The sequence below is a fragment of the Flavobacteriales bacterium genome, assembly GCA_016700415.1.
Classification (GTDB): domain Bacteria; phylum Bacteroidota; class Bacteroidia; order Flavobacteriales_F; family PHOS-HE28; genus PHOS-HE28.
The window spans coordinates 1,427,398-1,452,550 of record CP065018.1 but is presented as its reverse complement, the minus strand read 5'-3'; the positions used below and the strand labels follow the sequence as shown (position 1 = coordinate 1,452,550).

Sequence of the window (25,153 nt, the reverse complement as noted above, 5' to 3'; positions counted from 1 at the left end):
TGCATGCTGTTAATAAAACCTGCATCGGGGTTTTCGGCGTCTAAGGAATAACACAATTCAACAGCAACCAAGGAATAAAATGTTTTCAACAGGAGGCAACCCATAACCCGGCCGTGCGTCCACGCGCCCGTCGGCGATCCCTCGTGAAGGTCCAAGTGGTCCGGTGGCCGATCTTCAAGCATCGGTGAAGTGGCTCAGGCCAAGCACCAGCTCCATGAGCGAATGTCATTCCGCGCGGTCATCCCGGCCCCCGAGCCGGGACGGGATCGCGAAAGTGTTTGGCCGCACTTGTTCCGAACGCCAGTGAATGCGAATTGGTATCAGGCCAGGCTTCAACGCAAAAAGCCGCCCGACCGGAATACCGGGGGCGGCTTTAATTTTGCGGTGTTCGCTTACTTCTTCTCGTCCTTTACCTCCTCGAAGTCCACGTCGGTCACTTCCTGATCGGCAGGCGCGCCTTGGTCGGCGGCACCACCGGTAGTGCCGTTCGTCTGGGCTTCCTGAGCGGCCTTGTACATCTCCTCGCTGGCCTGGGAGAAGATGGTGTTGAGCTCGTTCATCGCGGTGTCAATGGCCGGGATGTCCTGTGCCTCGTGCGCCTTCTTCAGTTTGGCCACGGCCTCTTCGATCGGGCCTTTCTTGTCGGCCGGCAGTTTGTCACCGAATTCGGAGAGCTGCTTCTCGGTCTGGAAGATCAGGCTGTCCGCTTGGTTGAGCTTGTCGGCTTTTTCGCGGGCGGCATTGTCGGAGTCGGCGTTGGCCTCAGCCTCTTTCTTCATCTTCTCGATCTCCTCCTTGCTCAGGCCGCTGCTGGCCTCGATGCGGATGCTCTGCTCCTTGCTCGTGGCCTTGTCCTTGGCGCTCGCGTGCATGATCCCGTTGGCATCAATGTCGAAGGTGACCTCGATCTGCGGGGTTCCGCGGCGTGCAGGCGGGAGGCCGTCCAAGTGGAAGCGTCCGATGGTGCGGTTGCCGCTCGCCATGGGCCGTTCCCCTTGCAGCACGTGGATCTCCACGCTGGGCTGGTTGTCGCTGGCGGTGCTGAAAGTCTCGCTCTTCTTGGTGGGGATGGTGGTATTGGCCTCAATGAGCTTGGTCATCACGCCGCCCATGGTCTCGATGCCGAGGCTGAGGGGGGTGACGTCCAGCAGCAGCACGTCCTTCACCTCGCCGGTGAGCACGCCGCCTTGGATCGCCGCGCCCACGGCCACCACTTCATCGGGGTTCACGCCCTTGCTCGGCTCCTTGCCGAAGAATTTCTTCACGGCCTCCTGAATGGCGGGGATGCGGGTGCTTCCGCCAACGAGGATGATCTCGTCGATGTCACTCGCCTTCAGGCCCGCGTTTTTCAACGCGCTTGTACAGGGTGCGATCGTGCGCTTGATCAAAGGGTCCACGAGCTGCTCGAACTTGGCACGGCTGAGGGTGCGCACCAAGTGCTTCGGGATGCCGTCCACCGGCATGATGTAGGGCAGGTTGATCTCCGTGCTGGTGGTGCTGCTCAGCTCGATCTTTGCCTTCTCAGCGGCGTCCTTCAGGCGTTGCAGTGCCATGGGGTCCTTGCGCAGGTCGATGTTCTCGTCCTTCTTGAACTCGTCGGCCAGCCAGTCGATCAGTACATGGTCGAAGTCGTCGCCGCCGAGGTGCGTATCGCCGTCGGTACTCTTCACCTCGAACACGCCGTCACCCAGTTCCAGTACGCTCACGTCGTGGGTGCCGCCGCCGCAGTCGAACACGACGATCTTCTGGTCTTTGTGCTTCTTATCGAGACCGTAGGCCAATGCGGCAGCAGTAGGCTCGTTGATGATGCGGCGCACTTTCAAGCCGGCGATCTCGCCGGCCTCCTTGGTGGCTTGGCGCTGTGCGTCGTTGAAGTAGGCGGGCACGGTGATCACCGCCTCGGTTACCGTGGTGCCGAGGTAATCCTCGGCGGTTTTCTTCATCTTCTGCAGCACCATCGCGCTGATCTCCTGCGGGGTGTATTGGCGATCGCCCACTTTCACGCGTGGCATGCCGCCGTCGCCGCGCACCACTTCGTAGGGCACGCGGGCGATCTCCTTGGCATCCTCTTCATAGGTGTTGCCCATGAAGCGCTTGATGGAGTAGATGGTGTTCTTCGGGTTGGTGATCGACTGGCGCTTGGCCGGGTCGCCCACCTTCCGCTCGCCGTTCTCAACGAAGGCGACAATGCTGGGGGTGGTGCGCTTGCCTTCGCTGTTGGAGATGACGACAGGTTCACTGCCTTCCATCACGGCAACACAACTGTTCGTGGTGCCCAGGTCGATACCGATGATCTTGCTCATTGTTGGTTTATCGTTTGGGGCTTCTGGTCCGGCCCCGTGTATTTTTCAGTTTCGCCGTCGCCGCGCTCAACGATCATGCCAGTGGAAGGATCGGCGCACGGATCGGCAGTTCCTGTCGCTCCATGGCGGATTTGCCACTGCCAAAAGGACAGAATGTCGTATTTGTTGGCGATGCCAACGGCTCAGTACACGTACACGAAGCCCAGCCCTACGGTGTATTGACCCTCCAGCAGCTCGGGGACGGTGGTGGAGCCGAGGTAGGCTTTGTGTATCTCCCGGAAACGCCGCGTGGTGAAGAGGCCGAAGCCATTGGCCACATTGGTGTAGGACGGGCGATCTTCCACCAGGCCGGAGATGGGGCTGTTCAGTTGCAAGTAGAGGTGAAGGTCAGGCCCGGCGACGGCCCAGATGATGTCCACACCCCTGTAGATCCTGCTGGTGGCAGCGGGGTTATCGCCTGTCAGCTGGCCCACCGTTTCGAAAAAGGACTCTCCTTGGAACGGGGCCTCCATGTTCTCCCCGCCTCCGGTGCCGTTGGCCACATAGGTGCCGATGGACCGGGTGAAGCTGCGCGGGATCGTATCCGTGCCCACAACGTCATCCCAATTGAAACGGTAGGAGATCTCGTAGCGCTTGCCGTTCACCGAGGAGGTCCATTTGATGGTCTGGTTGGCGTAGGTGTTGAACACGGAGCGGAAGTTTAAGGGCTGTGCCGGGCTGATGATGGTCCCCGAAGGTTGGATCTCCCCAACGATGGGTGTTTCGGCGGAGACGTGGTTTCCCTTGGCCGTGGCCTCAAGGCGATAGGTGGCCGAGGCGTCCAGCACCGCATTGAAATAGTACAGCTTGTGCATGGGGCCTGCAAACGTTCCGGGGTCGTGCGGCAGCAACGTGTCACGCAGCGCATAGGTGTTCACCACGGTGCCGTTCATCACCTCCTGGATCTCCGCCTGAAGCTGGCCGTCCTGGTATTCCGTGGAATCGGGCACTTGGGCATAGATGAACGCATTGTCCGGCCCTAGGAATGCCTTGTTGATCTTCACGTACTGGATGGCGCTGTCCTTGTCCAACAAGGCATAGACGATGGTGTTCTCCTTGTAAGGTGCGGTGATGTCGAGGTCCTGGTTGCAGGAGGACAGCACAACGACCGCGATACCGGCAAGGAGAAAGGGGCGTAAGGACATGTTCGGGGGAAGATGGGCGGCGAAGATAAGACGCGGTGCCGTGGGGACACGCCAAGGAAGGGTAGAGGTATGGAAGCCTATGGGAACGGTCAAAGTCAACCAGCTACCGGAACGGGAGTATTCCGAAATGTGTGTCAATCTGCACTGAGGCACGGTGACATTCTCCTGGCCCCAAGCCAAAGGAGAATGTCTCCGTGCCGGATCCTCAGACCAGCACATGGGCCAATCTTTCGGGGTACATGTTGCTCAACGACTGAAGGATCTGCGGCCAGCTGCGGACCTTTCTCTTCCAGCTTTTCTCGTTGTGCTTAAGTGTCAAATATAATTGCTTCTCCAAGGCACTTTCGCTGATGAACGCACCCTTGGTCTTGGTGGCCTTGCGAAGAATGCGGTGCAGGGCCTCCACCGGGTTCGTGGTGTAGATCACCCTGCGTATGGCATCGGGATGATCGAAGAACGGGCTAGCTCGCACCAGTCTTTCTCCCACTTGGCCGCTCCGGATATCTCCCTACCCATTCCCTTGAACTCCTGGAGCTTTTCCCAGGCCGCTTCGGGACTATCCTGCTGGTAGTCGAACGCAGTCCTTGGCAAACTGTCTTGTAGTCCTTCCAGAGACGAACTTCAAGCTGGTGCGCACCATATGGACGATGCAGCGCACGACCGCTCGCGTGAATACGCCTTGGATCGCCTCGCTGAAGCCGTTCAGGCCGTCCACGCTGAAGAACAGCAGTCCTTTACCCCGCGGTCCTTGATGTTCTCCAGAACGCGCGCCCAATGGCGTGCTCCTTCCGCATCGCCGATGAACAAGCCGAGAACATCACGTTCCCCGTCCATCCTCACCCCGTATACCGAGTAAACGGCTTTGGTCAACACCTTTCTATTCTCCCGGACCTTGTAGTGGACCGCATCGAGATAAATGACCACGTACACCTCTTCCAGCGGGCGGTTGCGCCATGTCTCGGTCTCCTCGAACACCCGGTCGGTGATCGAGCTGATGAACGATGGGGAGTAGCTCACCCCGTACATCTTCTTTAGATGGTCCCCAATGTCCTCGTAGCTGGTGCCCTTGCCGTACAGATGCAGGATCTGGTTCTCCAGTTCGGGGGCCAGCGACCGGTCCCACTTCTTGATGATCGTCGGCTCAAAACTGCCGTTGCGGTCTCGCGGAGGCCTGACCGAAACGGGACCCAGTGCCGTTCTCACGGTCTTGTCGGTGTAGCCGTTGCGCCTATTGCTCCGCTTCTTCTCCTGGTCCAAATGCGTCCATCTCCCCTTCGAAGGCGGCGGAAAGCAGGCGGCCGGTGTGGCACACCGTGTTCTCCGATCGGGCCCTTGCCTTCTGTCAATCCTTGGATGGCTTCTTGCTCGAACTTGGCGTAGTCGAACGCCTTCTCTTTTTCAACTTTTCTCTTTTTCATGGGGCAAGTTTCTGAATGGTTTGTCAAACTATCCTTGACACACTTTTCAGAATACTCTCCCGGAACTGGCTCCCCCGCTTAAAGAAGGGAATGGAGCGTGGTCCGATGCATATCGGACCCGCAAGGAATTCGACTGCATGCGTATCATCACCCGCTCATTCCACCTTCAATGGCTAAGCATAAGCTCGATCTCCATGACATCTTCAACAAGGGCAAGGAGATCGACCAAGCCCTGGACGAGGCCATGGAATACTGTGTGGACAGGAGGATTCCCTTGCTGGAGATCATCCCGGGAAAAGGGAGCGGGCAATTGAAGAAGAAGGTCATCCGCTATTTGCAGCAGCCCCGGGTGAAGAAGCTGTACCATCGCATCGACAAGGACAGCGACAACTTCGGCAGGTTGTTCGTGCGCTTCAAGCACTGACCGGGCAGGAGCAGTTGCGATCATTGGAAAGAGGCCATGGACAAGGACTCAGGGCCTTGCTGCATGGTGTTGCGTTTCGGCCCGGTCCGCCGGGCCTCTGAAGGGTATCTTTGCAACACTTGCCGTGGTTTTTCACCGCGAGATCATCTACTTGACCGTTCATGACAACGACCACATCCACCCTCTCGGGCATTGCGATAGTTACTGCCCTGATCATGGCCGCTTGTGCCAATGACCCTGCGCCGCAGTCGGTTGTTCCACCCCTCACTACGGAAGTGGAAATGCCGGCACCTGTGAATGACGTGGCCGCGGAGACGCAAGCCCCACTGGGCGCCCAACTGAACCCCGCGCACGGCGATCCCGGGCACCGTTGTGAGATCCCCGTCGGTGCACCGTTGGACGGTAGCGGTCCCACCCCCGCAACGGTGACCATGCCGCCAGCCGTCAGTCCCGTCGCTTCACCGGTTACTTCCCCCGGGGCTGGTTCGGGCAAGCTGAATCCCGCCCATGGTGAGCCGGGACATGACTGCGCCGTTCCTGTTGGCAGCCCATTGCCAGGGTAGGTGGTCAGTTGAGCGTACTATTCCGTCCTGCCATGCCGGTAGGCCAAGGTGTATAGGATGCCAAAATTCAATAGCCTTACCTCTTCAGACACTTGGGCCGCCCGGTCTTGGAGCCGGGTGAAGTCGGTTTGTAGAACATCGTGCATAGTGCTTGGTGTGGTCGCCGGGGCCATGCTGGTGCTGGCCTTTACCCGTTTGCCGTTCGATGCGCACCGTTGGTTGGGCACCGCCGGTGGATCGTGTACGGGCGATCCTGCGGCCATCGTACTTCTGGGTGGAAGTGGCATGCCTTCCGGCCCGGAGCTCATGCGCTGCAACGCCGCCGCCGCGTTGGCCCGAAAGACCGTGTCCGCTCCCGTTGTCCTGCTTTTACCGAACGACACCGCTTTGGCGGATGCCATGGTACACGAACTCGGCTTGAAGGGCATACCCCCGGAGCGCATCACCTTGGTGCTTCATGGCCGAAACACGCGCGAGCAGGCGCTGGACCTGCTGCGTTCCGGGCCCGGGCTGGTGCCGCTCCGGATCGCGCTGGTCACGGCACCGGAGAACATGTACCGTACGCTTCTCACGTTTCGGAAGGCCGGTTTTTCACTGGCATGCGGTAGCCCGGCTTTCGACCATGCCCTCTTCGACGACCTCCGATATGCACACGGGAAGATCGGTGGAAGGAATTACGTGCCCGATGTTTCCGGCAACCTCGATCTGCGGTACAACTTCTGGAACCAGCTGAAGCTGGAGATCACCTGCCTCCGGGAATATGCCGCCCTTGCCTATTACAAGTTGAACGGCTGGATCTGAGGGGCATTGGACCGTGTTTCTTCCGGAGGGCTTGGAAATACTGAAAATTGCTCTATTTTGCACGACTATTGGGGAAGCCGGTCAATGAAAAAACCGGCGCACTGCGCGGCAATTAAGCCTCTCGTGTGTTCCTCCGACCTAAGCAGCAAGTCATGGCCACTCGAAGAAAGCACCTCATACTCACTCCCCCTGTCCGTGAAGGCAAGGCCATCAAGGTGCGCTTGGACTCCCGCACGGTCGTCATGGTAAAGAATCCCAAGGCATTGGCCTTTTGGAAAGAGCGCTACCCGAAGGCGGAGGTGATCAAAGATTGAGCGGCGGACATCGGGACAAGTGCCGACGTCAAGCAAGGAAGACGTTTGTGATATGACCCCCGTTTTTTCAGGAACCCGTGTTTAGGAACGTTGTTCGGGCGGGCCGTGTTGAGCGGACCCGCGGCATGCGGCCACGCGAAGGTGGGGCCAACGGTTCCGCTGGAACATCCCGCCCTTCCATGGGCTGGCGCAAAGCGTTCGGCAAGTTCATCTGGCCACGTCGAAAACAAGTGCTTACAGGGCTTTTGTTGATCCTGATCAGCAGGGGGGCGAGCTTGGTGTTGCCTGGAGCCACCAAATACCTCATCGATGATGTGGTGATGCACAAGGACTTGGCCATGTTGCGCGTAGTGATCGCGGCCGTGGTGGGCGCCATCGTCGTGCAGAGCATCACCTCCTTCCTATTGACCCGCTTGCTGAGCGTGGAAGCGCAACGGATGATCAGCGACCTGCGTGCGGAAGTGCAACGCAAAGTCCTTTCTCTGCCCGTGGACTTTTTCGACAGCACGAAGAGCGGGGCATTGGTCTCCCGCATCATGAGCGATGTGGAAGGCGTGCGGAACCTGGTCGGCACAGGGCTGGTGCAGCTCGTTGGGGGTACGGTCACCGCCGTGGCATCCTTGTTCCTGTTGATCCGCATCAGTCCGGTGATGACCCTCTGGACCTTGATCCCCGTGGGGCTCTTCGCGTTGATCGCCAGAAAGGCCTTCGGGCGGATGCGCCCGATCTTCCGCACCCGCGGGGTGATCAATGCCGAGGTGACGGGCCGCCTCACCGAATCGCTCAATGGTGTGCGCATCATCAAGGGGTTCAATGCGGAAGGGCATGAACATGCCGTTTTTGAGGAAGGGGTGCGGCGTTTGTTCGAGAACGTCCGGAAGAGCCTCACCACCACCGCGCTCATCACCAGCTCCTCCACGCTGTTGCTTGGCCTGGCCTCTGCGGGGATCATGGGGATCGGTGGTTATTTCATGATCCAGGATACGCTGACCTTGGGTGAGTTTCTCTCCTTCACCCTCTATCTCGGGTTCATGATCGCACCCATCGTGCAAATGAGCAACATCGGCAGTCAATTGACCGAGGCCTTCGCCGGGCTGGACCGTACCGAGGAGATCATGGGGATGGCGGAGGAGGACGACCCCATGAAGCGCCCGGTCCGACTGGAGGATGTTCAAGGCCACATCCGCTTCAAGGAGGTCCGATTCGCCTACGAAGAGGGGAAGGACGTTCTGCATGGCATCAGCTTCGATGCCCCGCCCGGTTCGGTAACGGCATTGGTGGGGAGCTCCGGTTCGGGAAAGACCACTATCGCCGGTTTGGCGGCCAGCTTTCTCACCCCGACTTCCGGTATGGTCACGATCGATGGGAAGGACCTGTCCAAAGTCTCATTGGCCAGTTACAGAAGCCGCTTAGGCGTGGTGCTGCAGGATGATTTCCTGTTCGAGGGAACGATCCGGGAGAACATCCTCTATCCCCGTCCGGGAGCAACGGTGGAGGAGTTGGAACGTGCGGTGCGTGGGGCCTATGTGGATGAATTTTCCGACCGGTTCGAGCTGGGGCTGGAAACGGTGATCGGCGAGCGCGGCGTGAAGTTGAGCGGTGGCCAACGGCAGCGTGTGGCCATCGCCCGAGCGATGCTGGCCGATCCGGTGATACTGATCCTCGACGAGGCCACTTCCAACTTGGACACGGAAAGCGAGGCCTTGGTGCAGAAAAGCCTGCGGGAGCTGGTGAAGGACCGCACCACCTTTGTCATCGCGCACCGGTTGAGCACCATCCGCGGGGCAACGCAGATCCTGGTGGTGGAGCGCGGGCTGATCGTGGAACGCGGAGATCATGAGACACTCCTCGCATTGAACGGGCGGTATAGTGAACTGCACCGTTATCAAGCGCGGATCTGATCGATCGAACGTTCCTTTCCATGCGGGCCCTCGTCCAGAATTCCCCCGGATCCGCGCCAAATTGACGGTGGGGCCCCTGCCCGGACCGACATTTTGTTAGTAAATCCCAATGAAGCGGAATAGCGAGCCTTTTGGCACGCTATTCCGTATGTATCTGGCAAAACACGGAACAATGGCACGCAAGAAAAAGAAGCTCATCCTTACCCAGCCGGTCCGGAAAGGGATCAAAGCGATCAAGGTCAGGCTGGACCAGCGCACGATCATTACCCTGTCCGACCTGAAGAAGTTGGCGTTCTGGAAGGAGCGTTATCCGAAGGCGGAAGTGATCGGTTAATCCGGTCGTCAGAGTCGTTGGCGGGTAGTGGCCCAATGGGTCCAACGCCCTGCCCAAGCGGCATGTCCCGACTATCTTTGGACCTGTCCGCAACAACAAAACTCCGGACAAACCTAGCGCCATGCCCAGTTTCGACATCCTTTCAAAGGTGGATCCCCAAACCTTGGACAATGCCATCAATACTGTGAAGCGGGAGCTGGAAACCCGGTACGACCTGCGGGGCAGCAACAGCAATGTGGAGTTCGACAAGAAAGCACTTTCCATAAAGCTGTCCACGGAGGATCACCTTAAGCTGGACTCCATCCTGAGCATCCTGCTGGAGCGCAGTACCAAGCAGAAGGTCGATGTGAAGAGCTATGATCTTTCCGATCAGCCAATGCCCAGCGGGAAACTGCTCTACCGCACCGTGAAGGTGAAGCAGGGGATCGATCGCGAAACCGCCAAGAAGATCGTCAAGTTCATCAAGGAGACCGGGTTGAAGGTGCAAGCCCAGATCATGGACGACATGGTACGGGTGACCGGAAAGAAGATCGACGACCTGCAGGGCGTGATGAACAGTGTTCAAGGGGAGGAATTCGATGTGCCCCTCCAGTTCGATAATATGAAAAGCTAAGCCACAGGCTTGTGCGTAGGACCAAGCCTCTCGGTAGAGGTCCTTGAGTTGACCCCTGTTCCCCTTTTACCTCCGTCTATTGTAAGAGTCCCTGATGTCGAAGCATAGCGTTAAGATCTTGGATACGGCGTTCATCACCCACAATGTGAAGCGTTTCAAGGTGGAAAGGCCGGAAGGCTACTCCTTCACCCCGGGCCAAGCCGCTATGCTCGCCTTGAAGAAGGAGGCTTGTGAGGTACTCCCGATTTACTGGACAGGTTTCAGGCGGTTGTTAGTGTGAATTGGGGTTCAACAAGGTTTGGTGTCAGGGTACGGTTCCGGGTATCGGGCAGACCAAAGTAAAGGTGTGCCGGGGTCAGTCCATCCAGGTGCTGGTGTGGTCGTTGGTGGTTGTAATAGGCGAAGTACTCGGCCAGAAGGCTGCGCAGCTCATTCCCATCGGCGGGGCTATGGCGATAGACGCATTGCTGCTTCACGCTTCTCCAAAGTCGTTCGATGAACGCATTGTCCGTAGCCCGGCCCTTGCCATCCATGCTCACCTTGATGCCTTCCTGGATCAACGCCCCGGTAAAGAGGTCGCTGGTGTATTGGCTGCCTTGGTCGGTATTGAAGATCATTGGTGCAGGATATTGCAACAGCGCACCATGCAAAGCTTCCAGACAGAAGGAGGTGTCCAAGGTGTTGCTGATCGCCAAGAGAGCACGTAGCGGCTGTGCCAGTCCATCACGGCGGTGAGATACAGGAACCCTTTGCCCATGGCGATGTAGGTGATGTCGGTGCTCCAAACATGCCCCGGAGCTTCAATCTGCACACCTCTCAACAAGTAGGGATAGACCCTATGCCCGTTGGCGGGTTTGCTCAGGTCAGGCTTGGGCGCAACGGCCTCCAAGCCCATTAGCCGAAGGAGCCTGCGCACCCGCTTTTCGTTCACCCAATAGCCCTTTTCAAGCCTCAGAAAGTCGCGCATGCCGATCACTCCATGGAAGCAATGCTTGGTGTACTCTTCATCCATCAAACGCATCAATTCCAAGTTCAACGCGCTTTCTCCTTTGGGCTGATAGTAGAAGCTGCTGCGTGCAAGGTCCAGCGCCCGGCAGCGCTCCATGATGCTGCCTTCCTGAACGGTGGCAATGGCATGCCGCTTTTGTGCCACGCTCATCGGACCGTTTTTTTAGCAAGTCGTTCTCCATTTTCAACCTGCCGATCTCGGCGAACAATTTTTCGGGGTCGTGACCACCTGGCATGGCGGAGGACGCCGTCGGGGTCCCTTCAAAGACCCCAGCGGCGTTCTCCGCCAACTGCTTCTTCCATTGGCCGATCTGTGCTGGTGCGATCTCCAAAGCGCATCGCCAGCTCTGCCATCGTATGGTTCTCCTTCACGGCCTCAAGCGCAACTTGCGCCTTGAATGCGGGAGTGAACTTCCTTCTGCTTTTGCGGGTCATCCTTGGACAAGTTTAGCCACCTTAGCTACCTGTCCAGTTTTTGGGGAGTACTACATTGGGAGGGGAAGCCACGCCCCTTCAGCTTCACCTCGCTGACCACTTCACGGACCTTGGAGTTCATCATCAAGATCTATGATGACCGACAAGGTGTTACCCATCAGATAGGGCTGGCACGCAAAGGCGATGAACTGTTCCTAGGGGAACCCTTCGGAGCGATCAGTTATCAAGGTCCCGGCTATTTCTTTGCCGGAGGGGCGGGTGTTACACCGTTCATCGCCATCCTGCGGGACCTGAAGAAAAAGAAGAAGCTCGGCGTCAATACGCTGGTCTGCTCCAACCAGACGGCCTCGGACGTGATCTTGGATGATGAACTGACCAAGATGCTGGGGAAAAAATTCCTCAACATCTTCACCAGGCAACATGTCATCGGGTTCCAAGAGCGGCGTATCGACAGGGATACCATGGTCGCATTGGTGCAGGACTTTGATCAGCACTTCTACATCTGCGGTCCGGCGGATTTCGTCAAACACCTGAGCGAGATACTTTCCGGTCTCGGGGCCTCGGCAGAGTCGATCGTGATCGAGCATTGAACAGCGGCTCCGGACCATCCGAAGCAGTGAAGTATCTCTGTTTACGGGGTCGGCAGCTCGCCCTAAATGACGAAACGCGCCTTACAGGGCGCGTTTCGAATATCCTGGTCTCGTTGCTTACGGGCTCCGAATGTGAAGATGCTCGCACCTTACACGACCAGGGGTCTCAGGTCTGTTCCGTGGTCTTAGTGACCATGACCATTGGAACGGGAAGCAGAAAAAAGGGTTACACGAGACCCTGGCCCATCGGGGAACGGCACGAGGCCGATAGTGCTATAAGGGCAGCCGGAAACCTCCGGAACGTTTCAAAAAACCGAACCTTCGGGCAGGAACATCACGAAGATGAAGGTCATCATGAAATGGTGCATGAGCATGAGCAAGGTGCCCATGGCCAGCAGGTGTTTGGTGCGCTTTTCCAAGGCCGGAAAGAGCTTCCGGTTGTTCACCGCGATGATCGGCAGGGGCACGGTGGCCAAGAGGAAGGTCACTGCCATCATTTTGAACAGGACCGCATTGCCGAACATGCCCAGAAAAAGATGGGCGTAATAGAAAGCGAGGCCCAAGAGGGATAGCAGACCTAGGCGAATGAACGTGCGGCTGTCTGTTAGCATGATAAAAGGGATCGGGTTGGGCTGCTGCACGGATCCAAGCACTCCGCAGCGTGTGTGAATGAGGTGTCCACCGCCGTGGCCGGGCACTGTTCCTGGTCGGCGGTATGTGGCCATGTTTGCTTTTGCATGGCGGACCAAGGTTGGCGATGTTCGACCGTGTACATGACCATAAAACGTACAAATGCTTTGTTGGTTGCCATCAACGGGGGCGTTTCCCTCCTCATCGGTTCATCCCCTTCTCTGGCTTGTGGAGCAAAATTGGGGTAAAGTGCGGGCTCGGCGCAAGTGATTTTTGTCAGAGGGTGAACAACGAATGGTGAATTATGGCAGCAGGGTACGGAATATAGGTGGCAATTGATAAGGACTTAATGGATCTCGATCCAAAAGGAACGATGGCTTTTTGCCGGATGGACCGTGGGCAAAAGAACCTCCTTCAGCGGTTCACTGCAATGGTGGCAGAGAGTCCCTGATGGTCCGATCCGGGGATGATAAAGGTGCGAGGGTCCAGAATGCAAAGGCCGGGGGAGGTCAGCATGTGGTCCAAGGGTATCAAGGAGAGTCCGGCGATGGAAGGCCACGTCGGCGATAGAGGGTGAGGCCCCCAAGCCAGGGACGTGACCATGTTGAAGTGCTTCGCGGCATTATCCCAAGGAACAGTATTGAGGTCTCCTACCACCAAGACCGGTCCGGGGGCGTTGATCGCCAGGTCCGCAAGTGCGGCCCATTGCATGTTCCGTTGCTTCAGGTCCGCCCGGCTCTCCGGGGAGCGCAGGTGTACGGCGAGCACTAGAATATCCAGTTCATTCAGCCGTACCGTGGCACGTATGGCGGGCAACCCGTTCAGGTCGAACACTGCATGATCCTCAAACGGGGACCGACTGAACAGTGCGATGCCGTAGTTGTCATCGGCGGTCCGGACCACATGGTAGGGATACAGGTCGGCGAGGCCTTCCACAAGGGCCTTTTCCCATCGCGCATCCACCTCTTGGACCGAAAGAATATCCGCCCCTCTTGCCCGGGCGGCGGCCATGGTGCCGGCAAAGGAGCTGTTCGTTCGGTGCACGTTCATCTGGGCCAATGTGAACAAAACGGACCCCGTGGCCGTGGAATTTGTCTTGTTCTTCAACAGGAAGGTCGGCCCTATGCAGATCATCGCGGAGAGTACGGCACCGTCCACCGTCCATGTTCGCCCGCACACGGCCAGCAGTATCCCGGCGATCAATAACAATGCAGCTCCCTGAAGCAGGAAGGCGCGGGCGGTGATCAGCGGAAAGTTGTCCGGTCCAAGTGCGATCATCAGGCTACAAGCGGGCAAAGCCACCGCCAGCCAAGTATGCCGGCGATGAGGAGCATGCGTGCCAATTCCCCGCATGGCTCAGTGGCTCGTCAGGATGGCCAGCAAGGCCCCGAGCAACACCGTGATAAAGCGTTTTGCATTGAACCGGTGGTCCGGTGTGGATTCAAAAATGATGGTGGTGCTGATGTGCAGCAGCATGCCGATGGCGATGGCCAATGCCGCAGAGAGGAAATCCTCGCCCATGCGCATGCCGAAAAGATGACCGAACAGGATCCCCAACGGCGCGGCCACCGCGAAAATCGACAATATGGCCCACGACCGTCCGGTGCGGACCCCCGAACGCTGGATAACGGTGGCCAAGGCGATGGCCATGGGTAGTTTGTGGAGCAGCACGCCGACAACGAAAGGGATATCGCCCCCGACCCGCGGGTCCGCGAAAGGCATGCCTTCCGTGAATGAGTGGATGAACAGGCTGAGCAGCGTAACGATGGGCAACGTGCGGCTCGATTTCGCATGAACATGGACATGGCCGTGTTCGATACCCCTGCTGAAGAACTCCAGGACCACCTGAAGCATGAATCCGGCCAACAGCCACAGCCCCACATTGGCGCTGTCGCGCTCATATAGTTCCGGTAGCATGTGAAGTACCGTCACGCCCAGCAAAAAGGCCCCACTGAAGGCCAAAAGGAGCTTTACGAAGCCAGCATCGGTTGCCTTGAAGCGCACCCAAGCACCGGCGGCCAATGGCAACGCGAGAAATAGCAGGGCAAGCAGCACCGGGCTCATGGCTTATTTCGATCTGTCAGATGATCCGGTCGAGGAACAACTACATTCTTCTTTCGGATCGGGGCGAAATTTAGTCCCTGCATCACCCTGGCCCATACTTTAAGGCAAAGGTTCGTCGTGTGAACGGCCTCGGGGTTCACAATTACGTGGAAAACTACATTGGGCCGGACGGGGACCTTGCCCGTTGTCCGATTTCTTTGCCAGAGGGATCGGAACCATCCCGAACAGCCTATGGTGGACCGCATATTCGATCTGTACGACGAGCTTGAAAAGCAACGGATCATGTTGTCGTTCAAAGGCGACCTCTCTCCGGATCTCATCAGCGCGCTATTAAGCCTTGTGGAACGCAAGATGAACGCTTCAGAGCCGGATAATAGGGTACGCAAGCGTGTGTTCAACGTGGTCATGGAATGTCTTCAGAACCTCTACCATCACAACAGCCGGACGATCGGCGAGGCCGGTGATAGCAAGCGAACGGATGATCCGCAAGGCGTCGTGATGATCGCACATGAGGACGCCGGGTATTCCGTGCTGACCGGCAATTACATGGCCAAGGCCGAAGTGAGTGAGCTGAAGCAGCATTTGGACCATGTGAACGGATGCGAGCCGCAACAGCTTCGTGAACTGTACAAGAACAAATTGGGTGACGGTAAATTTACCAAGTCGGGCGGCGGTGGATTGGGCATCATCGATATCGCCCGGAAAAGCGGGCAGAAGCTGGAATATGGTTTCGTGCCTTTGGACAATGACAATACGTTTTTCAGCCTGAACGTGAACGTGACCTCCTGACCTCATCAGACCATGACGAACATTCTCCTTGACGGTAGCCCGAAGACCCCTACGGTCCATTTTGACGGTGCGACGGGGCAATTGGAGCTCCGTGGCCGTTCGATACCGGAAAATTCGATCGAATTCTACAAACCCCTGATCGACTGGGTCGATCATTATGCACGTAGCCCCAAGGCCAACACACGGTTGCGCGTGCAACTCGAGTATTTCAACACCAGCTCCAGCAAGTGCATACTGGACCTGTTCAAGAAGCTCGAAACGGTGCGGAGCAGGGGCGGGGACGTCATCGTGGAATGGCACTATGAGGCCGATGACGAGGACATGTTGGAGGCGGGAGAGGATTATCAGGCGATCATCAACCTGCCGTTCAAGATGATCCAGATCGAAGAGGTGGACGGGAAGTGATCCGTGCCTTATTCACCCGTTCCGCCCCCACGATCCAGCCGGGCCACCAGCCACGGGAACAGATCGACCTTGAGCGCCGCTGCCAGCAGAAGCGTCATGGCCCAGATCAGCATCACGTTGGCCCAAAGGGTGGGGGCCGGATAGTTGAAGATGCGCTTCAGCGGGGCATAGAACTGCGCCGCGAAAAATCCGGCCCCCGTCGGCCGTACATAGATCGGATCGCTTTTCTGCACCAGTTCTCCTTGGGACTCGGTGATCAAGTTCACATCGTTCCTGTTGGTCACGAAATCCGCTAGGCTTTCATTGCGGTTCCGGTCCAGCAGGTCGAAATAGGCTTTGCGCAGCTCCGGGGTGGCCGTCATGGAGCCGATCAGGGCCTCCTTCTCCCGTTCAGCATTGCGGTAAGTGTGCCGATAGTGCTGTGAAAGCACGTCTAATGTCGCATTCAATTCATCCAGGACCTTGGTGTTCACATGGGCCGGGTCCAGCATGCCGAGATGCGGGAATTCCAGACCGTGCATCCCTTGGATCTCCTTGGCCATCTCATGCTTGATCAGGGCCAGGTCCTTGGCCATGTTCTCGTCCTTGTCCCCTTTCCCGTCCACGGTGCGGCGCACTTGGGCACTGCGTTCCAGCAGTTCGCGGACCCACAGGTCTTTCTTCCAGTTGGCCGTTTTCATGCGGCGGTCGAAGTCGTAGAAGATGCGCTCGTACGCATTGTCGGTGAACTGGGAGACGGCGAGTGCCTCATACGCCCAACGGCTGGCCATGATGTTCCCGATCCACGGTACGCTCTTCTCCGAAGCGAACCAAGGATGCAGTTTGTCGAAGCGGACGATGATGCCGCTGAACATCAGCTGCGGGATGATCAGCACCGGGATCATCATGTAGATCACCTTGGCGCTGTTGAAGCTGGCGCTGACGTTGAGGCCCAGAACGTTCGCGAAGCAGGCTGTGGAGAAGAGCACCAGCCAGTGTTCCGCCCACATCCCGGTCATGCCGAGCACCGTGTCGCCCACCAGGACGAACAGAAGTGTTTGGATAGCTGAGATGGAGAATAGTAGTCCGATCTTACTAAGCAGGTAGCTCGCCCGACTGAGCGAAAGGAACTTTTCCCGTTGCAGGATCTTGCGGTCGCGGATGATCTCCTCCGCAGCGACGGACAGGCCGAGGAACAACGAGACGATCACCGCGATGAAGAGGTACTGCGGGATGTTGTCGTTGTGGCGTAACACATAGCTGCCCTCCTCACCCAGACCGATGCTGCGGTAGCGGAGGAAGAAGGCCATGACGAACGCCAGCACCGGGGCTTCCAGCAGGTTTATCAGGACGTATTGCCGATTGGCTAATTTGGAGAGCACGTCCCGCTTGAAGTAGACGGCTATCTGCTTCAATTTTCCGGGCGCCTTGAAGGTGCTTTTCGGCACGCGGGCCTCATCGGGCACCATGGCCACGCGCACCTCCATCTGCGCGCGGAACACCTCGTTCCAAGCGTCCGGGCCGATGCGGCGCTGGTCGGTCTCATGCCCGTACTCGTCCACGATCTTAGCTTCGAGGATGTTGAAGATCTGCTCGGGATTCACGTTGCCGCAGGCCTCGCACTGGCCCATTTCGCTGTCCGCCTGCCCGGTCACTTTCTTGAAGTAGACCACCGCGTCCACCGGATCGCCATAGTACACGGGGTTGCCCTCCTGGTCCATCAGCAGCAAGCGGTCGAAGAGCTTGAAGATCTCCGATGAAGGCTGGTGGATCACGGTGAAGATGATGCGCCCCTTCAGCGCAAGCTCCTTCAACAGGTCCATGATGTTCTCCGAATCGCGGGAACTGAGGCCGCTGGTGGGTTCGTCCACGAATAGCACGCTGGGTTCGCGGATAAGTTCCAAGGCGATATTGAGCCGCTTTCGCTGGCCCCCGCTGATGGTCTTGTCCAAGGCACTGCCCACCTTCAGGTCCTTGCTCTCGAAAAGGCCGAGGCTCTGTAGCAGACGCAGTACGCGCCTCCCGATCTCCTCGTTCGTTTGGTCCCCGAAACAGAGCTTGGCGTTGAAGAACAGGTTCTGGAACACGGTGAGCTCCTCGATCAGCAGGTCGTCCTGGCTGATGTGGCCCACCACGCCGCGGATCCGGTCAGCGTCGGTATGGACGTTGACACCATTGATGGTGACCGTTCCCTTGCAGGGCTTGAGGTTCCCGTTCAGCACATTGAGCAGGGTGCTCTTGCCGCTTCCACTGCCGCCCATGATCCCGATAAGCTTGCCGCTGGTCTCGGCGAGGTGCAGCTCGTGCAGGCCGATGCGGCCATTGGGGAACCGGTATTCAATTGCGTCGGCCTTGAAAACGATGCGGTCCCGATCGCTGTCCTGGAAGAAGCTCGCAAGGATTTCGCTGTAATAGATCGGTTGGCCATGGGCCTGCCGTAGGGAAGCACCGTTCCCCAAGACGTATACCTGGTCCGCATTCACCTGCTTTCCGCTCAACCGCACCTCACCTTTTCCGAGGTAGCGCAAGAGGTGGAGGGAAACACTGGGCACGTGGAGCACCCGCATTTCACCTTCCAGACCATGGGCATGCAGATGTTTGGCATTCGTGGCGTCATTCCCGGTCGCTGCATTGATGTACAGCAGGTCGGCCTGGTCCTCCTGGGCAGCGCCATCGGCCTGGACGAAGGCGTTGCACCGCTGGAATTCGGCGTTGGCGATATTGAAGGATTCCGCAACTGTGAACACGAAATCACGCTCCTGATCAAGCAGCTCACCCCGGGCATGTATGAGCTCCAGCAAATGGACGAGCACGGTGAACTTCTGACGCTGGTTGAGCTCCTCGTTCACCTCGGCGCAGATCTTCAGCACTTTCACCGAGTTCATGCTCGTTCGCTTGCGGCCTCGATCGCTCTTGCCGCCACTGCTATGGAAGGCGGCAACGTAGGCCTCGAAGAGCATCATGTGCTCCTTGGCCGCATGTGCCGTGAATTGCCGGAACAGGAAGCGCCTCACCACATCATGGGCGGATGCGCCTACGGTGTTCCGCTCGCTCTTCGCGATGATCGCGAAGAGCTGCAGTAAGGCCTTGAGGATCTTTTCAGTCATCTTCCCAAACCGTCCTCTTCGGGCGGGCCCGAAAACAGGAACGGCCCTCTTCTACGCGAGGGCCGTTCCAATGTTCCGGAGGGAAGTATGCTATTTCTTGAAGCCGATCAAGAGGACGGCGCAGCCGCTGTTGGCTTTGCTCGGGTCCAGCTCCGCATTGATGGTGACGTCCAAGGTGTTGGCCACGGCCAGATCCCAATACGGGTCGTTGTTGAACTCCTTGTTGGTGAACAACAGGTTGCGGTCCTTATCGTACACGCTGAAAATAAGGTTGCCATCACTGGTGCCACTGCATGCCGCAACGCGATAGGTGGTGCCGCCGAAGAGGGTGAGGTTGAACTCGGCGACCTCATCCTCCCGCAACAAGGCCCGGTAGAACTGGCCGTCCGGAATGTATTCCGCCGTGATGTTCTTCTCACATAGTGAAGCGATGGTGTCGCATTGCGCGAACGCCCCGCCCGTGCTGATCAAGCCAACGATCAGTGAAAGCGATAGAATGGTCCTTTTCATGGTCATGCTATGATGGAGGAACGGATTGCCCTCACCTTACGGATGATCGTTTGTAACGCCTCAGAGGGCACTTCCGCCTTGCTCACACTATTGATATAGGTGGTCTTGTTCACCGCGTCCAACGTGGGTTGTACGAAGGTGTATTCCGTCTTCACCGCTTCGTAGGCCGTGGCCAAATCCTGCAGGGAATCCACCAAGGCGGACGAGCCGTTGTTCTGCTTCAACAGGGCGATAAGGTTGTCCAGTGTGTGTCGCTGCTCAGCGATGCGGCCGGCGATCTTGGGGTCGACCTTTTCACCGGTTGAGCCCAGAGTGAGATAAAGGCCTTCGATCCACCCGCCGGCGAGCACGCCCGCGGAAACATCGTTCCGCTGGTCGTTCTTCAGGTACATGTCCGCGGCCCGGAAAGCCTTGCCCGTGAACCGGAGCAAGCTGTCCTGGTTGTTGATGTTCTTCTTGAAACCCTCCATCAGGTCCTTGTCGAAGGCGTTGGACAGGTTGAGCTGGCCGCTGAGCTGTTCGATCGCCTTCAGGGTCTTCAAGGAGCGTTGGCCATCCTTGTGAATGGTGACATAAGCCAGGTCCGCGCCGCAAATGCCCATGGCCAACGCCTGCTTTTCCTTGGTAGTGAAGCGGGCGAGACTGTCCGTGGACAATGGCAGGCTGTTGTTATACGGCAGGCCCAGTTCTCGGATCAGCAGGGCCGTCTGCACCGGGGAAGGGATGCTGAAGAGCTTGTTGCCCACCACGACCAGGCCGGCGCCGTCAGTGGCGGTGCTCAGTGTATCGGCGGTCGCCTTCACTTGGTCAGTATTGCCGCCGCCACCGCAGGCGGCCAGCAGCAGTGCCGTGGTCATGGCCGCGGCCCATTTGGATGTGTAGCGCACCGTCATCGTGGAAAATTCAAGTGTTGGGAAGTTCACAGGGGACGAAATTAGACCGGCTGGGCCGCGCAAGACCCGGCCGGGCCAGCAGTTTTCAACAGAGCTACCCGTGAATGTCCGAAAATCGAGAAGCCCCGCGACTTTCGGTTCGGATACGCGTTCTCCGGCCGCCACGTCGGAGGTGGGGTAAACTTGCACGTTACTTTACGAGCTTGCCCACCTACGCCGACATTATCCTGCCCTTGGCCGTACCTGGCGTCTTCACCTATGAAGTGCCTGAGGCGTTGGCGGGTCGCGTAACCGCCGGGATCCGTGTGGTGGCGGCCTTCGGCAGGGGGCGCAAGATGTACAGCGGTCTGGTGCTTCGGACGCATGGGAAGCTCCCGGAAGGCCGTATCGCGCGGCCCATCTTGGAAGTCTTGGACGAGGCCCCGGTGGCCACGGAGGAACAACTCGCGCTCTGGCAGGCCATCAGTGAGCATTACATGTGTACGCTGGGCGAGGTGATGCTTGCTGCCATGCCCGGCCCGCTGGTGCTCAGCAGCAGCACGCGGCTGGTCGCGGCACCCGGAACATCCCCGGCATGGACCGGTGATAACAAGCGCGACATCCTGCTCGATGCCATGGAACGGCGCCATGAGCTGAGCTTGCAAGAGGCCGGCGAGCTGATCGGGCTGAAGGACCCCATGCGCGTGATCAAGAAGCTGATGGACGCGGGCGCCCTGATGCTTGCGGAGGAACTGAAGGACACTTATAAGCCCCGCATGGAGCGATATGTGCGCCTGTCCCCGGACGCCCGCAGCGAGGAAGCCCTTCACCATTGGTTCGATACGCTGGAGCGTGCGCCAAAGCAATTGCACCTGCTGATGCGCTACATTGAACTGAGCCGCTGCCTGAGCGATGATCCGCGCGAGGTGAGGCGGGACGAGCTGCTAAAGCGGAGCGATGCCAGTGCTGCGGAACTGAGCCGGCTGTGTGAAAAAGGGGTGTTCATGATCGAGGAACGCCCTGCGGGAGTTCCTTCCGATGAAGCCGTCCGCAAGCCCGCCTCGGTGCTTTCCGAAGCCCAATCGAAGGCCTTGGCGGAAGTACGGTCCTCTTTTGAAGAGAAAGGGACGGTCCTCCTCCATGGCGTCACCGCCTCGGGCAAGACCGAGCTGTACATGGAGTTGATCGATGAGGTGCTACAACGCGGTGAACATGTGCTCTACCTGTTGCCGGAGATCGCCCTGACCACGCAGATCATTGCACGGTTGCGGGTGCGGTTCGGCGAACGGGTGGCCGTGTTCCATTCCCGCCTTTCACAACGTGAACGCACGGAGCTTTGGATGCGTATGTTGCGTGATCCAGAAACACATCCGGTGGTGGTGGGCGCACGGTCGGCGCTCTTTCTGCCTTATCACCGGCTGGGTTTGGTGGTCGTGGACGAGGAGCACGACCCCAGCTACAAGCAGCACGACCCCGCCCCACGCTACAATGCCCGCGACATGGCCTTGGTTCTGGCGGGCTTGCATAGCGCCAAAGTGCTTCTGGGTTCGGCCACGCCCAGTTTGGAAAGTCTCTACAACGCACGGAACGGCAAATATGGCTTCGCAGCCTTGCGCGTGCGTTTCGGAGACGCGGCCTTGCCGACCATTGTGAAAGTGGACCTCGCGGACAAGCAGAAGCGCAAACAGATGCGTGGCAACTTCTCGGACACCTTGATCACGGCCATCGAGCAGGCTTTAGCCCGGAAAGAGCAAGTCATCATTTTCCAGAACAGGCGCGGATATGTCCCTGCCTGGCAGTGTGAGACCTGTGGCTGGGTGCCGGAATGCGACCACTGCGATGTGAGCCTCACCTACCACAAACGCGATCATGGCCTGCGCTGCCACTACTGCGGAAGGCGCTACACCCCGCCCACCAGTTGTGCCGCTTGTGGAAGCAATCGGTTGCGGATGGTCGGGCTTGGCACGGAGAAGGTGGAGGAAGAGCTGGCCTTGTTGCTGCCGGATGCGCGCGTGGCACGGATGGACCAGGACACCACACGGGGCAAGCACGGCTTCGAGCGGCTCTTGTCCCGCTTCGGAGAGGGCGCGATCGATATCCTCGTGGGTACGCAGATGGTGACCAAAGGGCTTGATTTCGACCAGGTGACGATAGTGGGGATCCTGAACGCGGACAACCTGATGCGCTTCCCCGACCTGCGCGCCCATGAACGCGCTTTCCAACTGATGGCCCAGGTGGCGGGAAGAAGCGGCAGAAAACGTGACCCTGGAACTGTGTTCATCCAAGGGCGCGACATCCATCATCCGTTGATCGACCTCGTGGCCAAGCATGATGTGGACGGGATGTACGAGCGGGAACTGCCACTACGCCAAGCCCACGGCTATCCACCGTTCAGCCGCATGGTGCGGATCGTGTTGAAACACCGCGATGAAGGCCGGACGCAAGCCACGGCACAGGCCTTGGCGGATGCGCTTAGGAGTTCGCTTGGCGACCGCGTGCTGGGGCCGGAGCCGCCCACCGTGGCCAGGGTGCGCGACAAGCACCTTCGGGTATTGCTCCTGAAGCTGGAGCGGAAGAATTACCGCGCGGAGAAGGCTTTTTTGCGCGACGTGATCGACCAGGTCTTCGCCGAGGCCCCGCACCGTTCCGTGCAGCTGCAGGTGGACGTGGATCCGCTATAAGCTGTCCGGTCTTTCTATAATGCCAGCAGCGCGGGCCAGATCGAGCGGGTGGGCATCGGTGCTGCGATGTCCATGGTCTTGCCGGTGATGGGATGAATGAAGCGCATCCGCCACGCGTGCAATGCGATGCTGCGATCGGGCTCACCACGTCGCGCGCCGTATTTCACATCGCCTTTGATGGGATGCCCGGCAGCACCCAACTGTGCTCGGATCTGGTGGAACGCACCGCCCTCGGGCACTACCTCCAGCAGTGAAAAACGTTCGCCCACGGCACGCGTGGTGAAGCGTAACCGAGCATTGCTGTCGCCATCCGCTTCGGACACCTTCGCCTTCCGGGTGCCACCTGCGTGGCTGAGCTTATGGTCCAGCTCGCCTTTTGACGCGGTCTTTCCCTCCACGATCGCCAAGTAGATCTTCTCCACGTGTTTTTCGCGGAAGAGCGTGTCCATGGCACGTAAGGCCGGGGCGCTTAATGTGAACAGGGTCACACCGCTTACCGGGCGGTCCAAACGATGCGGGGAACCTAGGATCACACCGGGGAACTGGGCCTGCATCAGTTGCATTAGGCTAACATCCCCGGTCCGGTCCGGCTGCACGGGGATCCCTGGTGGCTTGTCCACCAGCACCAGAAATTCGTCTTGGAAAAGGGGCTTGAACGACACGGGCTCAGTATTGCTCATCGGGGCTGGGGAAATCCGATGAACGCACATCCTTCACGTAGTGCTCCACCGCCTCGGTGATCACCGTGTTCAGGTCGGCATAGCGCCGCAGGAAGCGCGGGTTGAACTCCTGCGTGATCCCCAGCATGTCATGCATCACCAACACCTGTCCATCCACACCCCCGCCGGCGCCAATGCCGATCACCGGGATCGAAATGCTCTTGGCCACTTCCTCGGCGAGCTTGGCCGGGATCTTCTCCAGCACCAGCGCGAAACAACCGGCCTCTTCCAAGAGCTTGGCATCACGGCGCAATCGGTCTGCTTCTTCTTCCTCCTTGGCGCGCACCACGTAGGTGCCGAACTTGTAGATGCTCTGTGGTGTGAGGCCCAGATGCCCCATCACCGGGATGCCGGCAGTGAGGATACGCTCCACACTGTCCAACACTTCTGCGCCGCCTTCCAACTTCACCGCATGGGCACCGCTTTCCTTCATGATCCGGATGGCCGAATTGAGCGCTCCCTTGGAGTTGCCCTGGTAGGTGCCGAAGGGCAGGTCCACCACCACCAACGCCCGCGAAGAACCGCGTACCACGCTGCCCGCGTGATAGATCATCTGGTCCAGCGTGATCGGTAAGGTGGTCTCGTGGCCGGCCATCACGTTGCTGGCGCTGTCACCGACGAGGATGACGTCCACGCCTGCACCGTCCAGCAGGCGGGCCATGGAGAAGTCGTAGGCGGTGATCATCGCGATCGGCACGCCTTTCTGTTTCATGTCCTGCAAGGTGTGGGTGGTCACCCGTTTGATGTCCTTGATCGCGCTGCTCATCTCAATATGGATAGGTGGGCAAAGCTATGTGCCTTGCGCTGGGCGTGGTTCATGGATCGTTCTGCACGGCTGCGGAGGGAATGGCCGGGGAGAGCTTCTTCGCTCAACTACTGAAATACTTCTGGTACCACTCCTTTTCCCAATGATCACGCTCGATCCCTTCCGTGGTCGTGCCGTCCAATAGATCCCGCAAGTATCGCAGCGACCGGTCATCCCGTTGGGAGATCACCGGAATACCGGCCCGGATCAATGCGGCAGCGGCAACGCCCGGACCTTTCTGGTAGACCTTGTCCGTGGCAAAGCGGGAGCCGGAATAGGTCACGGTGCTGCCACAGGCGCCGCTCATATCCATCAATACGGCCAATTCAACACCTTCATGCAAGGCCAGGTCCCTCATCGCATAAGCGGCCTTCACCATGCCATCGGTCCAATCCGTGCCGTCTTCGGCCAAGGACCGTGCATTGCCGTCCAGCACATCGAACCCATTGCCGTCGTGGCTGTCCGGTGTCATGCGAGGTGTACCGAAGGAAAAGTCCTCCGGGCAGAATTTCACGATGCGCACCTCTTGCCGGAAAAGCCAGCTCCGGAGGTCCGTGTGATCACCGTTGGTGCTGCCGTCCACGCCGCAATGCACGCCACCCAGACAAGCGCTGATCAGCACCACCAATGGCTTTTTAGCCGTAGGTCGGGAACGTTCCATGAAGAAGTTGGGCATGGGAAGGTGCTTCGGGCGTTCCATGCCA

The 25,153-nt window shown here is 58.6% G+C and carries 30 protein-coding genes; 12 read left to right on the top strand and 18 right to left on the bottom strand.

Annotation, left to right across the window (positions count from 1 at the left end; all coding sequences use genetic code 11):
* Window positions 1–392 precede the first annotated feature (392 nt).
* From dnaK to IPP95_06155, 6 genes are all read right to left on the bottom strand, one after another.
* Entirely contained in the window at window positions 393–2,303 is a 1,911-nt protein-coding gene (dnaK, locus tag IPP95_06180) for a molecular chaperone DnaK (GenBank protein QQS73805.1), read from the bottom strand.
* A gap of 182 nt (window positions 2,304–2,485) precedes the next feature.
* Complete coding sequence (locus IPP95_06175; GenBank protein ID QQS73804.1) at window positions 2,486–3,487, bottom strand: DUF4249 family protein; 1,002 nt, start codon at window positions 3,485–3,487, stop codon at window positions 2,486–2,488.
* A 205-nt stretch (window positions 3,488–3,692) separates the two neighbouring features.
* Entirely contained in the window at window positions 3,693–3,959 is a 267-nt protein-coding gene (locus tag IPP95_06170) for a transposase (protein ID QQS73803.1), read from the bottom strand.
* Between the two features lie 84 nt (window positions 3,960–4,043).
* Window positions 4,044–4,202, bottom strand: a complete 159-nt coding sequence (locus IPP95_06165) for a transposase (protein QQS73802.1) — start codon at window positions 4,200–4,202, stop codon at window positions 4,044–4,046.
* On the bottom strand, window positions 4,190–4,744 hold the full coding sequence (locus IPP95_06160) for a transposase (GenBank protein ID QQS73801.1): 555 nt from the start codon (window positions 4,742–4,744) through the stop codon (window positions 4,190–4,192). Before IPP95_06160 ends, IPP95_06165 begins: the two co-directional genes overlap by 13 nt.
* Window positions 4,687–4,905 (bottom strand): hypothetical protein, encoded by a 219-nt coding sequence (locus IPP95_06155; protein QQS74304.1) that lies wholly within the window; start codon window positions 4,903–4,905, stop codon window positions 4,687–4,689. Before IPP95_06155 ends, IPP95_06160 begins: the two co-directional genes overlap by 58 nt.
* 169 nt (window positions 4,906–5,074) lie before the next feature.
* On the opposite strand from IPP95_06155, the gene IPP95_06150 reads away from it, so the two are divergent.
* The 8 genes from IPP95_06150 to IPP95_06115 all read left to right on the top strand — a co-directional run bounded on the left by IPP95_06150 (window position 5,075) and on the right by IPP95_06115 (window position 10,135).
* Window positions 5,075–5,329: a Smr/MutS family protein gene (locus tag IPP95_06150; protein QQS73800.1), complete on the top strand. Its 255-nt coding sequence runs from the start codon at window positions 5,075–5,077 to the stop codon at window positions 5,327–5,329.
* A 161-nt stretch (window positions 5,330–5,490) separates the two neighbouring features.
* The gene (locus tag IPP95_06145) at window positions 5,491–5,892 is read left to right on the top strand and encodes a hypothetical protein (GenBank protein ID QQS73799.1); all 402 of its coding nucleotides are present in this window, start codon (window positions 5,491–5,493) and stop codon (window positions 5,890–5,892) included.
* A 147-nt stretch (window positions 5,893–6,039) separates the two neighbouring features.
* On the top strand, window positions 6,040–6,693 hold the full coding sequence (locus tag IPP95_06140; protein ID QQS73798.1) for a YdcF family protein: 654 nt from the start codon (window positions 6,040–6,042) through the stop codon (window positions 6,691–6,693).
* Window positions 6,694–6,845: 152 nt separating this feature from the next.
* Window positions 6,846–7,007 carry a hypothetical protein gene (locus IPP95_06135; protein ID QQS73797.1) on the top strand — a complete coding sequence of 54 codons (162 nt, stop codon included), beginning with the start codon at window positions 6,846–6,848 and terminating at the stop codon, window positions 7,005–7,007.
* Window positions 7,008–7,132: 125 nt separating this feature from the next.
* Entirely contained in the window at window positions 7,133–8,908 is a 1,776-nt protein-coding gene (locus IPP95_06130) for an ABC transporter ATP-binding protein (GenBank protein QQS73796.1), read from the top strand.
* 172 nt (window positions 8,909–9,080) lie between these two features.
* Window positions 9,081–9,242 (top strand): hypothetical protein, encoded by a 162-nt coding sequence (locus IPP95_06125; GenBank protein QQS73795.1) that lies wholly within the window; start codon window positions 9,081–9,083, stop codon window positions 9,240–9,242.
* 121 nt (window positions 9,243–9,363) lie between these two features.
* Window positions 9,364–9,855, top strand: coding sequence for a YajQ family cyclic di-GMP-binding protein (locus tag IPP95_06120; GenBank protein QQS73794.1), 492 nt, complete (start codon window positions 9,364–9,366; stop codon window positions 9,853–9,855).
* Window positions 9,856–9,949: 94 nt separating this feature from the next.
* Window positions 9,950–10,135, top strand: coding sequence for a hypothetical protein (locus IPP95_06115; protein ID QQS73793.1), 186 nt, complete (start codon window positions 9,950–9,952; stop codon window positions 10,133–10,135).
* On the opposite strand, the gene IPP95_06110 is transcribed toward IPP95_06115, so the two are convergent.
* From IPP95_06110 to IPP95_06100, 3 genes are all read right to left on the bottom strand, one after another.
* Window positions 10,116–10,532 (bottom strand): transposase, encoded by a 417-nt coding sequence (locus IPP95_06110; protein QQS73792.1) that lies wholly within the window; start codon window positions 10,530–10,532, stop codon window positions 10,116–10,118. The genes IPP95_06115 and IPP95_06110 overlap by 20 nt on opposite strands.
* Complete coding sequence (locus IPP95_06105; protein ID QQS73791.1) at window positions 10,469–11,014, bottom strand: IS3 family transposase; 546 nt, start codon at window positions 11,012–11,014, stop codon at window positions 10,469–10,471. The genes IPP95_06110 and IPP95_06105 overlap by 64 nt, the downstream gene beginning before the upstream one ends.
* A gap of 110 nt (window positions 11,015–11,124) precedes the next feature.
* Window positions 11,125–11,298, bottom strand: a complete 174-nt coding sequence (locus IPP95_06100) for a hypothetical protein (GenBank protein QQS73790.1) — start codon at window positions 11,296–11,298, stop codon at window positions 11,125–11,127.
* 2 nt (window positions 11,299–11,300) lie between these two features.
* On the opposite strand from IPP95_06100, the gene IPP95_06095 reads away from it, so the two are divergent.
* Window positions 11,301–11,888, top strand: coding sequence for a flavodoxin reductase (locus tag IPP95_06095; GenBank protein ID QQS73789.1), 588 nt, complete (start codon window positions 11,301–11,303; stop codon window positions 11,886–11,888).
* A 305-nt stretch (window positions 11,889–12,193) separates the two neighbouring features.
* On the opposite strand, the gene IPP95_06090 is transcribed toward IPP95_06095, so the two are convergent.
* The 3 genes from IPP95_06090 to IPP95_06080 form a co-directional block, all read right to left on the bottom strand.
* A complete protein-coding gene (locus tag IPP95_06090; GenBank protein ID QQS73788.1) occupies window positions 12,194–12,499 on the bottom strand; it encodes a hypothetical protein in 306 nt (101 codons plus the stop codon).
* Window positions 12,500–12,932: 433 nt separating this feature from the next.
* Entirely contained in the window at window positions 12,933–13,796 is an 864-nt protein-coding gene (locus tag IPP95_06085) for an endonuclease/exonuclease/phosphatase family protein (protein QQS73787.1), read from the bottom strand.
* A gap of 78 nt (window positions 13,797–13,874) precedes the next feature.
* Entirely contained in the window at window positions 13,875–14,582 is a 708-nt protein-coding gene (locus IPP95_06080; GenBank protein ID QQS73786.1) for a ZIP family metal transporter, read from the bottom strand.
* 231 nt (window positions 14,583–14,813) lie between these two features.
* Here IPP95_06080 and IPP95_06075 point away from each other — a divergent pair, with 231 nt between their 5' ends.
* Window positions 14,814–15,371, top strand: a complete 558-nt coding sequence (locus tag IPP95_06075) for a hypothetical protein (GenBank protein QQS73785.1) — start codon at window positions 14,814–14,816, stop codon at window positions 15,369–15,371.
* A gap of 12 nt (window positions 15,372–15,383) precedes the next feature.
* Window positions 15,384–15,776 carry a DUF1987 domain-containing protein gene (locus tag IPP95_06070; protein QQS73784.1) on the top strand — a complete coding sequence of 131 codons (393 nt, stop codon included), beginning with the start codon at window positions 15,384–15,386 and terminating at the stop codon, window positions 15,774–15,776.
* A gap of 8 nt (window positions 15,777–15,784) precedes the next feature.
* On the opposite strand, the gene IPP95_06065 is transcribed toward IPP95_06070, so the two are convergent.
* The 3 genes from IPP95_06065 to IPP95_06055 all read right to left on the bottom strand — a co-directional run bounded on the left by IPP95_06065 (window position 15,785) and on the right by IPP95_06055 (window position 20,265).
* Window positions 15,785–18,862: an ATP-binding cassette domain-containing protein gene (locus IPP95_06065; GenBank protein ID QQS73783.1), complete on the bottom strand. Its 3,078-nt coding sequence runs from the start codon at window positions 18,860–18,862 to the stop codon at window positions 15,785–15,787.
* A 90-nt stretch (window positions 18,863–18,952) separates the two neighbouring features.
* Window positions 18,953–19,372, bottom strand: coding sequence for a hypothetical protein (locus IPP95_06060; GenBank protein QQS73782.1), 420 nt, complete (start codon window positions 19,370–19,372; stop codon window positions 18,953–18,955).
* Window positions 19,373–19,374: 2 nt separating this feature from the next.
* Window positions 19,375–20,265, bottom strand: a complete 891-nt coding sequence (locus IPP95_06055; GenBank protein ID QQS73781.1) for a hypothetical protein — start codon at window positions 20,263–20,265, stop codon at window positions 19,375–19,377.
* 203 nt (window positions 20,266–20,468) lie between these two features.
* Here IPP95_06055 and priA point away from each other — a divergent pair, with 203 nt between their 5' ends.
* Window positions 20,469–22,925 (top strand): primosomal protein N', encoded by a 2,457-nt coding sequence (gene priA, locus IPP95_06050; protein ID QQS73780.1) that lies wholly within the window; start codon window positions 20,469–20,471, stop codon window positions 22,923–22,925.
* Window positions 22,926–22,939: 14 nt separating this feature from the next.
* On the opposite strand, the gene IPP95_06045 is transcribed toward priA, so the two are convergent.
* From IPP95_06045 to IPP95_06035, 3 genes are all read right to left on the bottom strand, one after another.
* Window positions 22,940–23,605, bottom strand: a complete 666-nt coding sequence (locus IPP95_06045; protein ID QQS73779.1) for an RluA family pseudouridine synthase — start codon at window positions 23,603–23,605, stop codon at window positions 22,940–22,942.
* Window positions 23,592–24,410 (bottom strand): 3-methyl-2-oxobutanoate hydroxymethyltransferase, encoded by an 819-nt coding sequence (panB, locus tag IPP95_06040; GenBank protein ID QQS73778.1) that lies wholly within the window; start codon window positions 24,408–24,410, stop codon window positions 23,592–23,594. The genes IPP95_06045 and panB overlap by 14 nt, the downstream gene beginning before the upstream one ends.
* Window positions 24,411–24,513: 103 nt before the next feature.
* Complete coding sequence (locus IPP95_06035; protein QQS73777.1) at window positions 24,514–25,149, bottom strand: DUF523 domain-containing protein; 636 nt, start codon at window positions 25,147–25,149, stop codon at window positions 24,514–24,516.
* Window positions 25,150–25,153 lie beyond the last annotated feature (4 nt).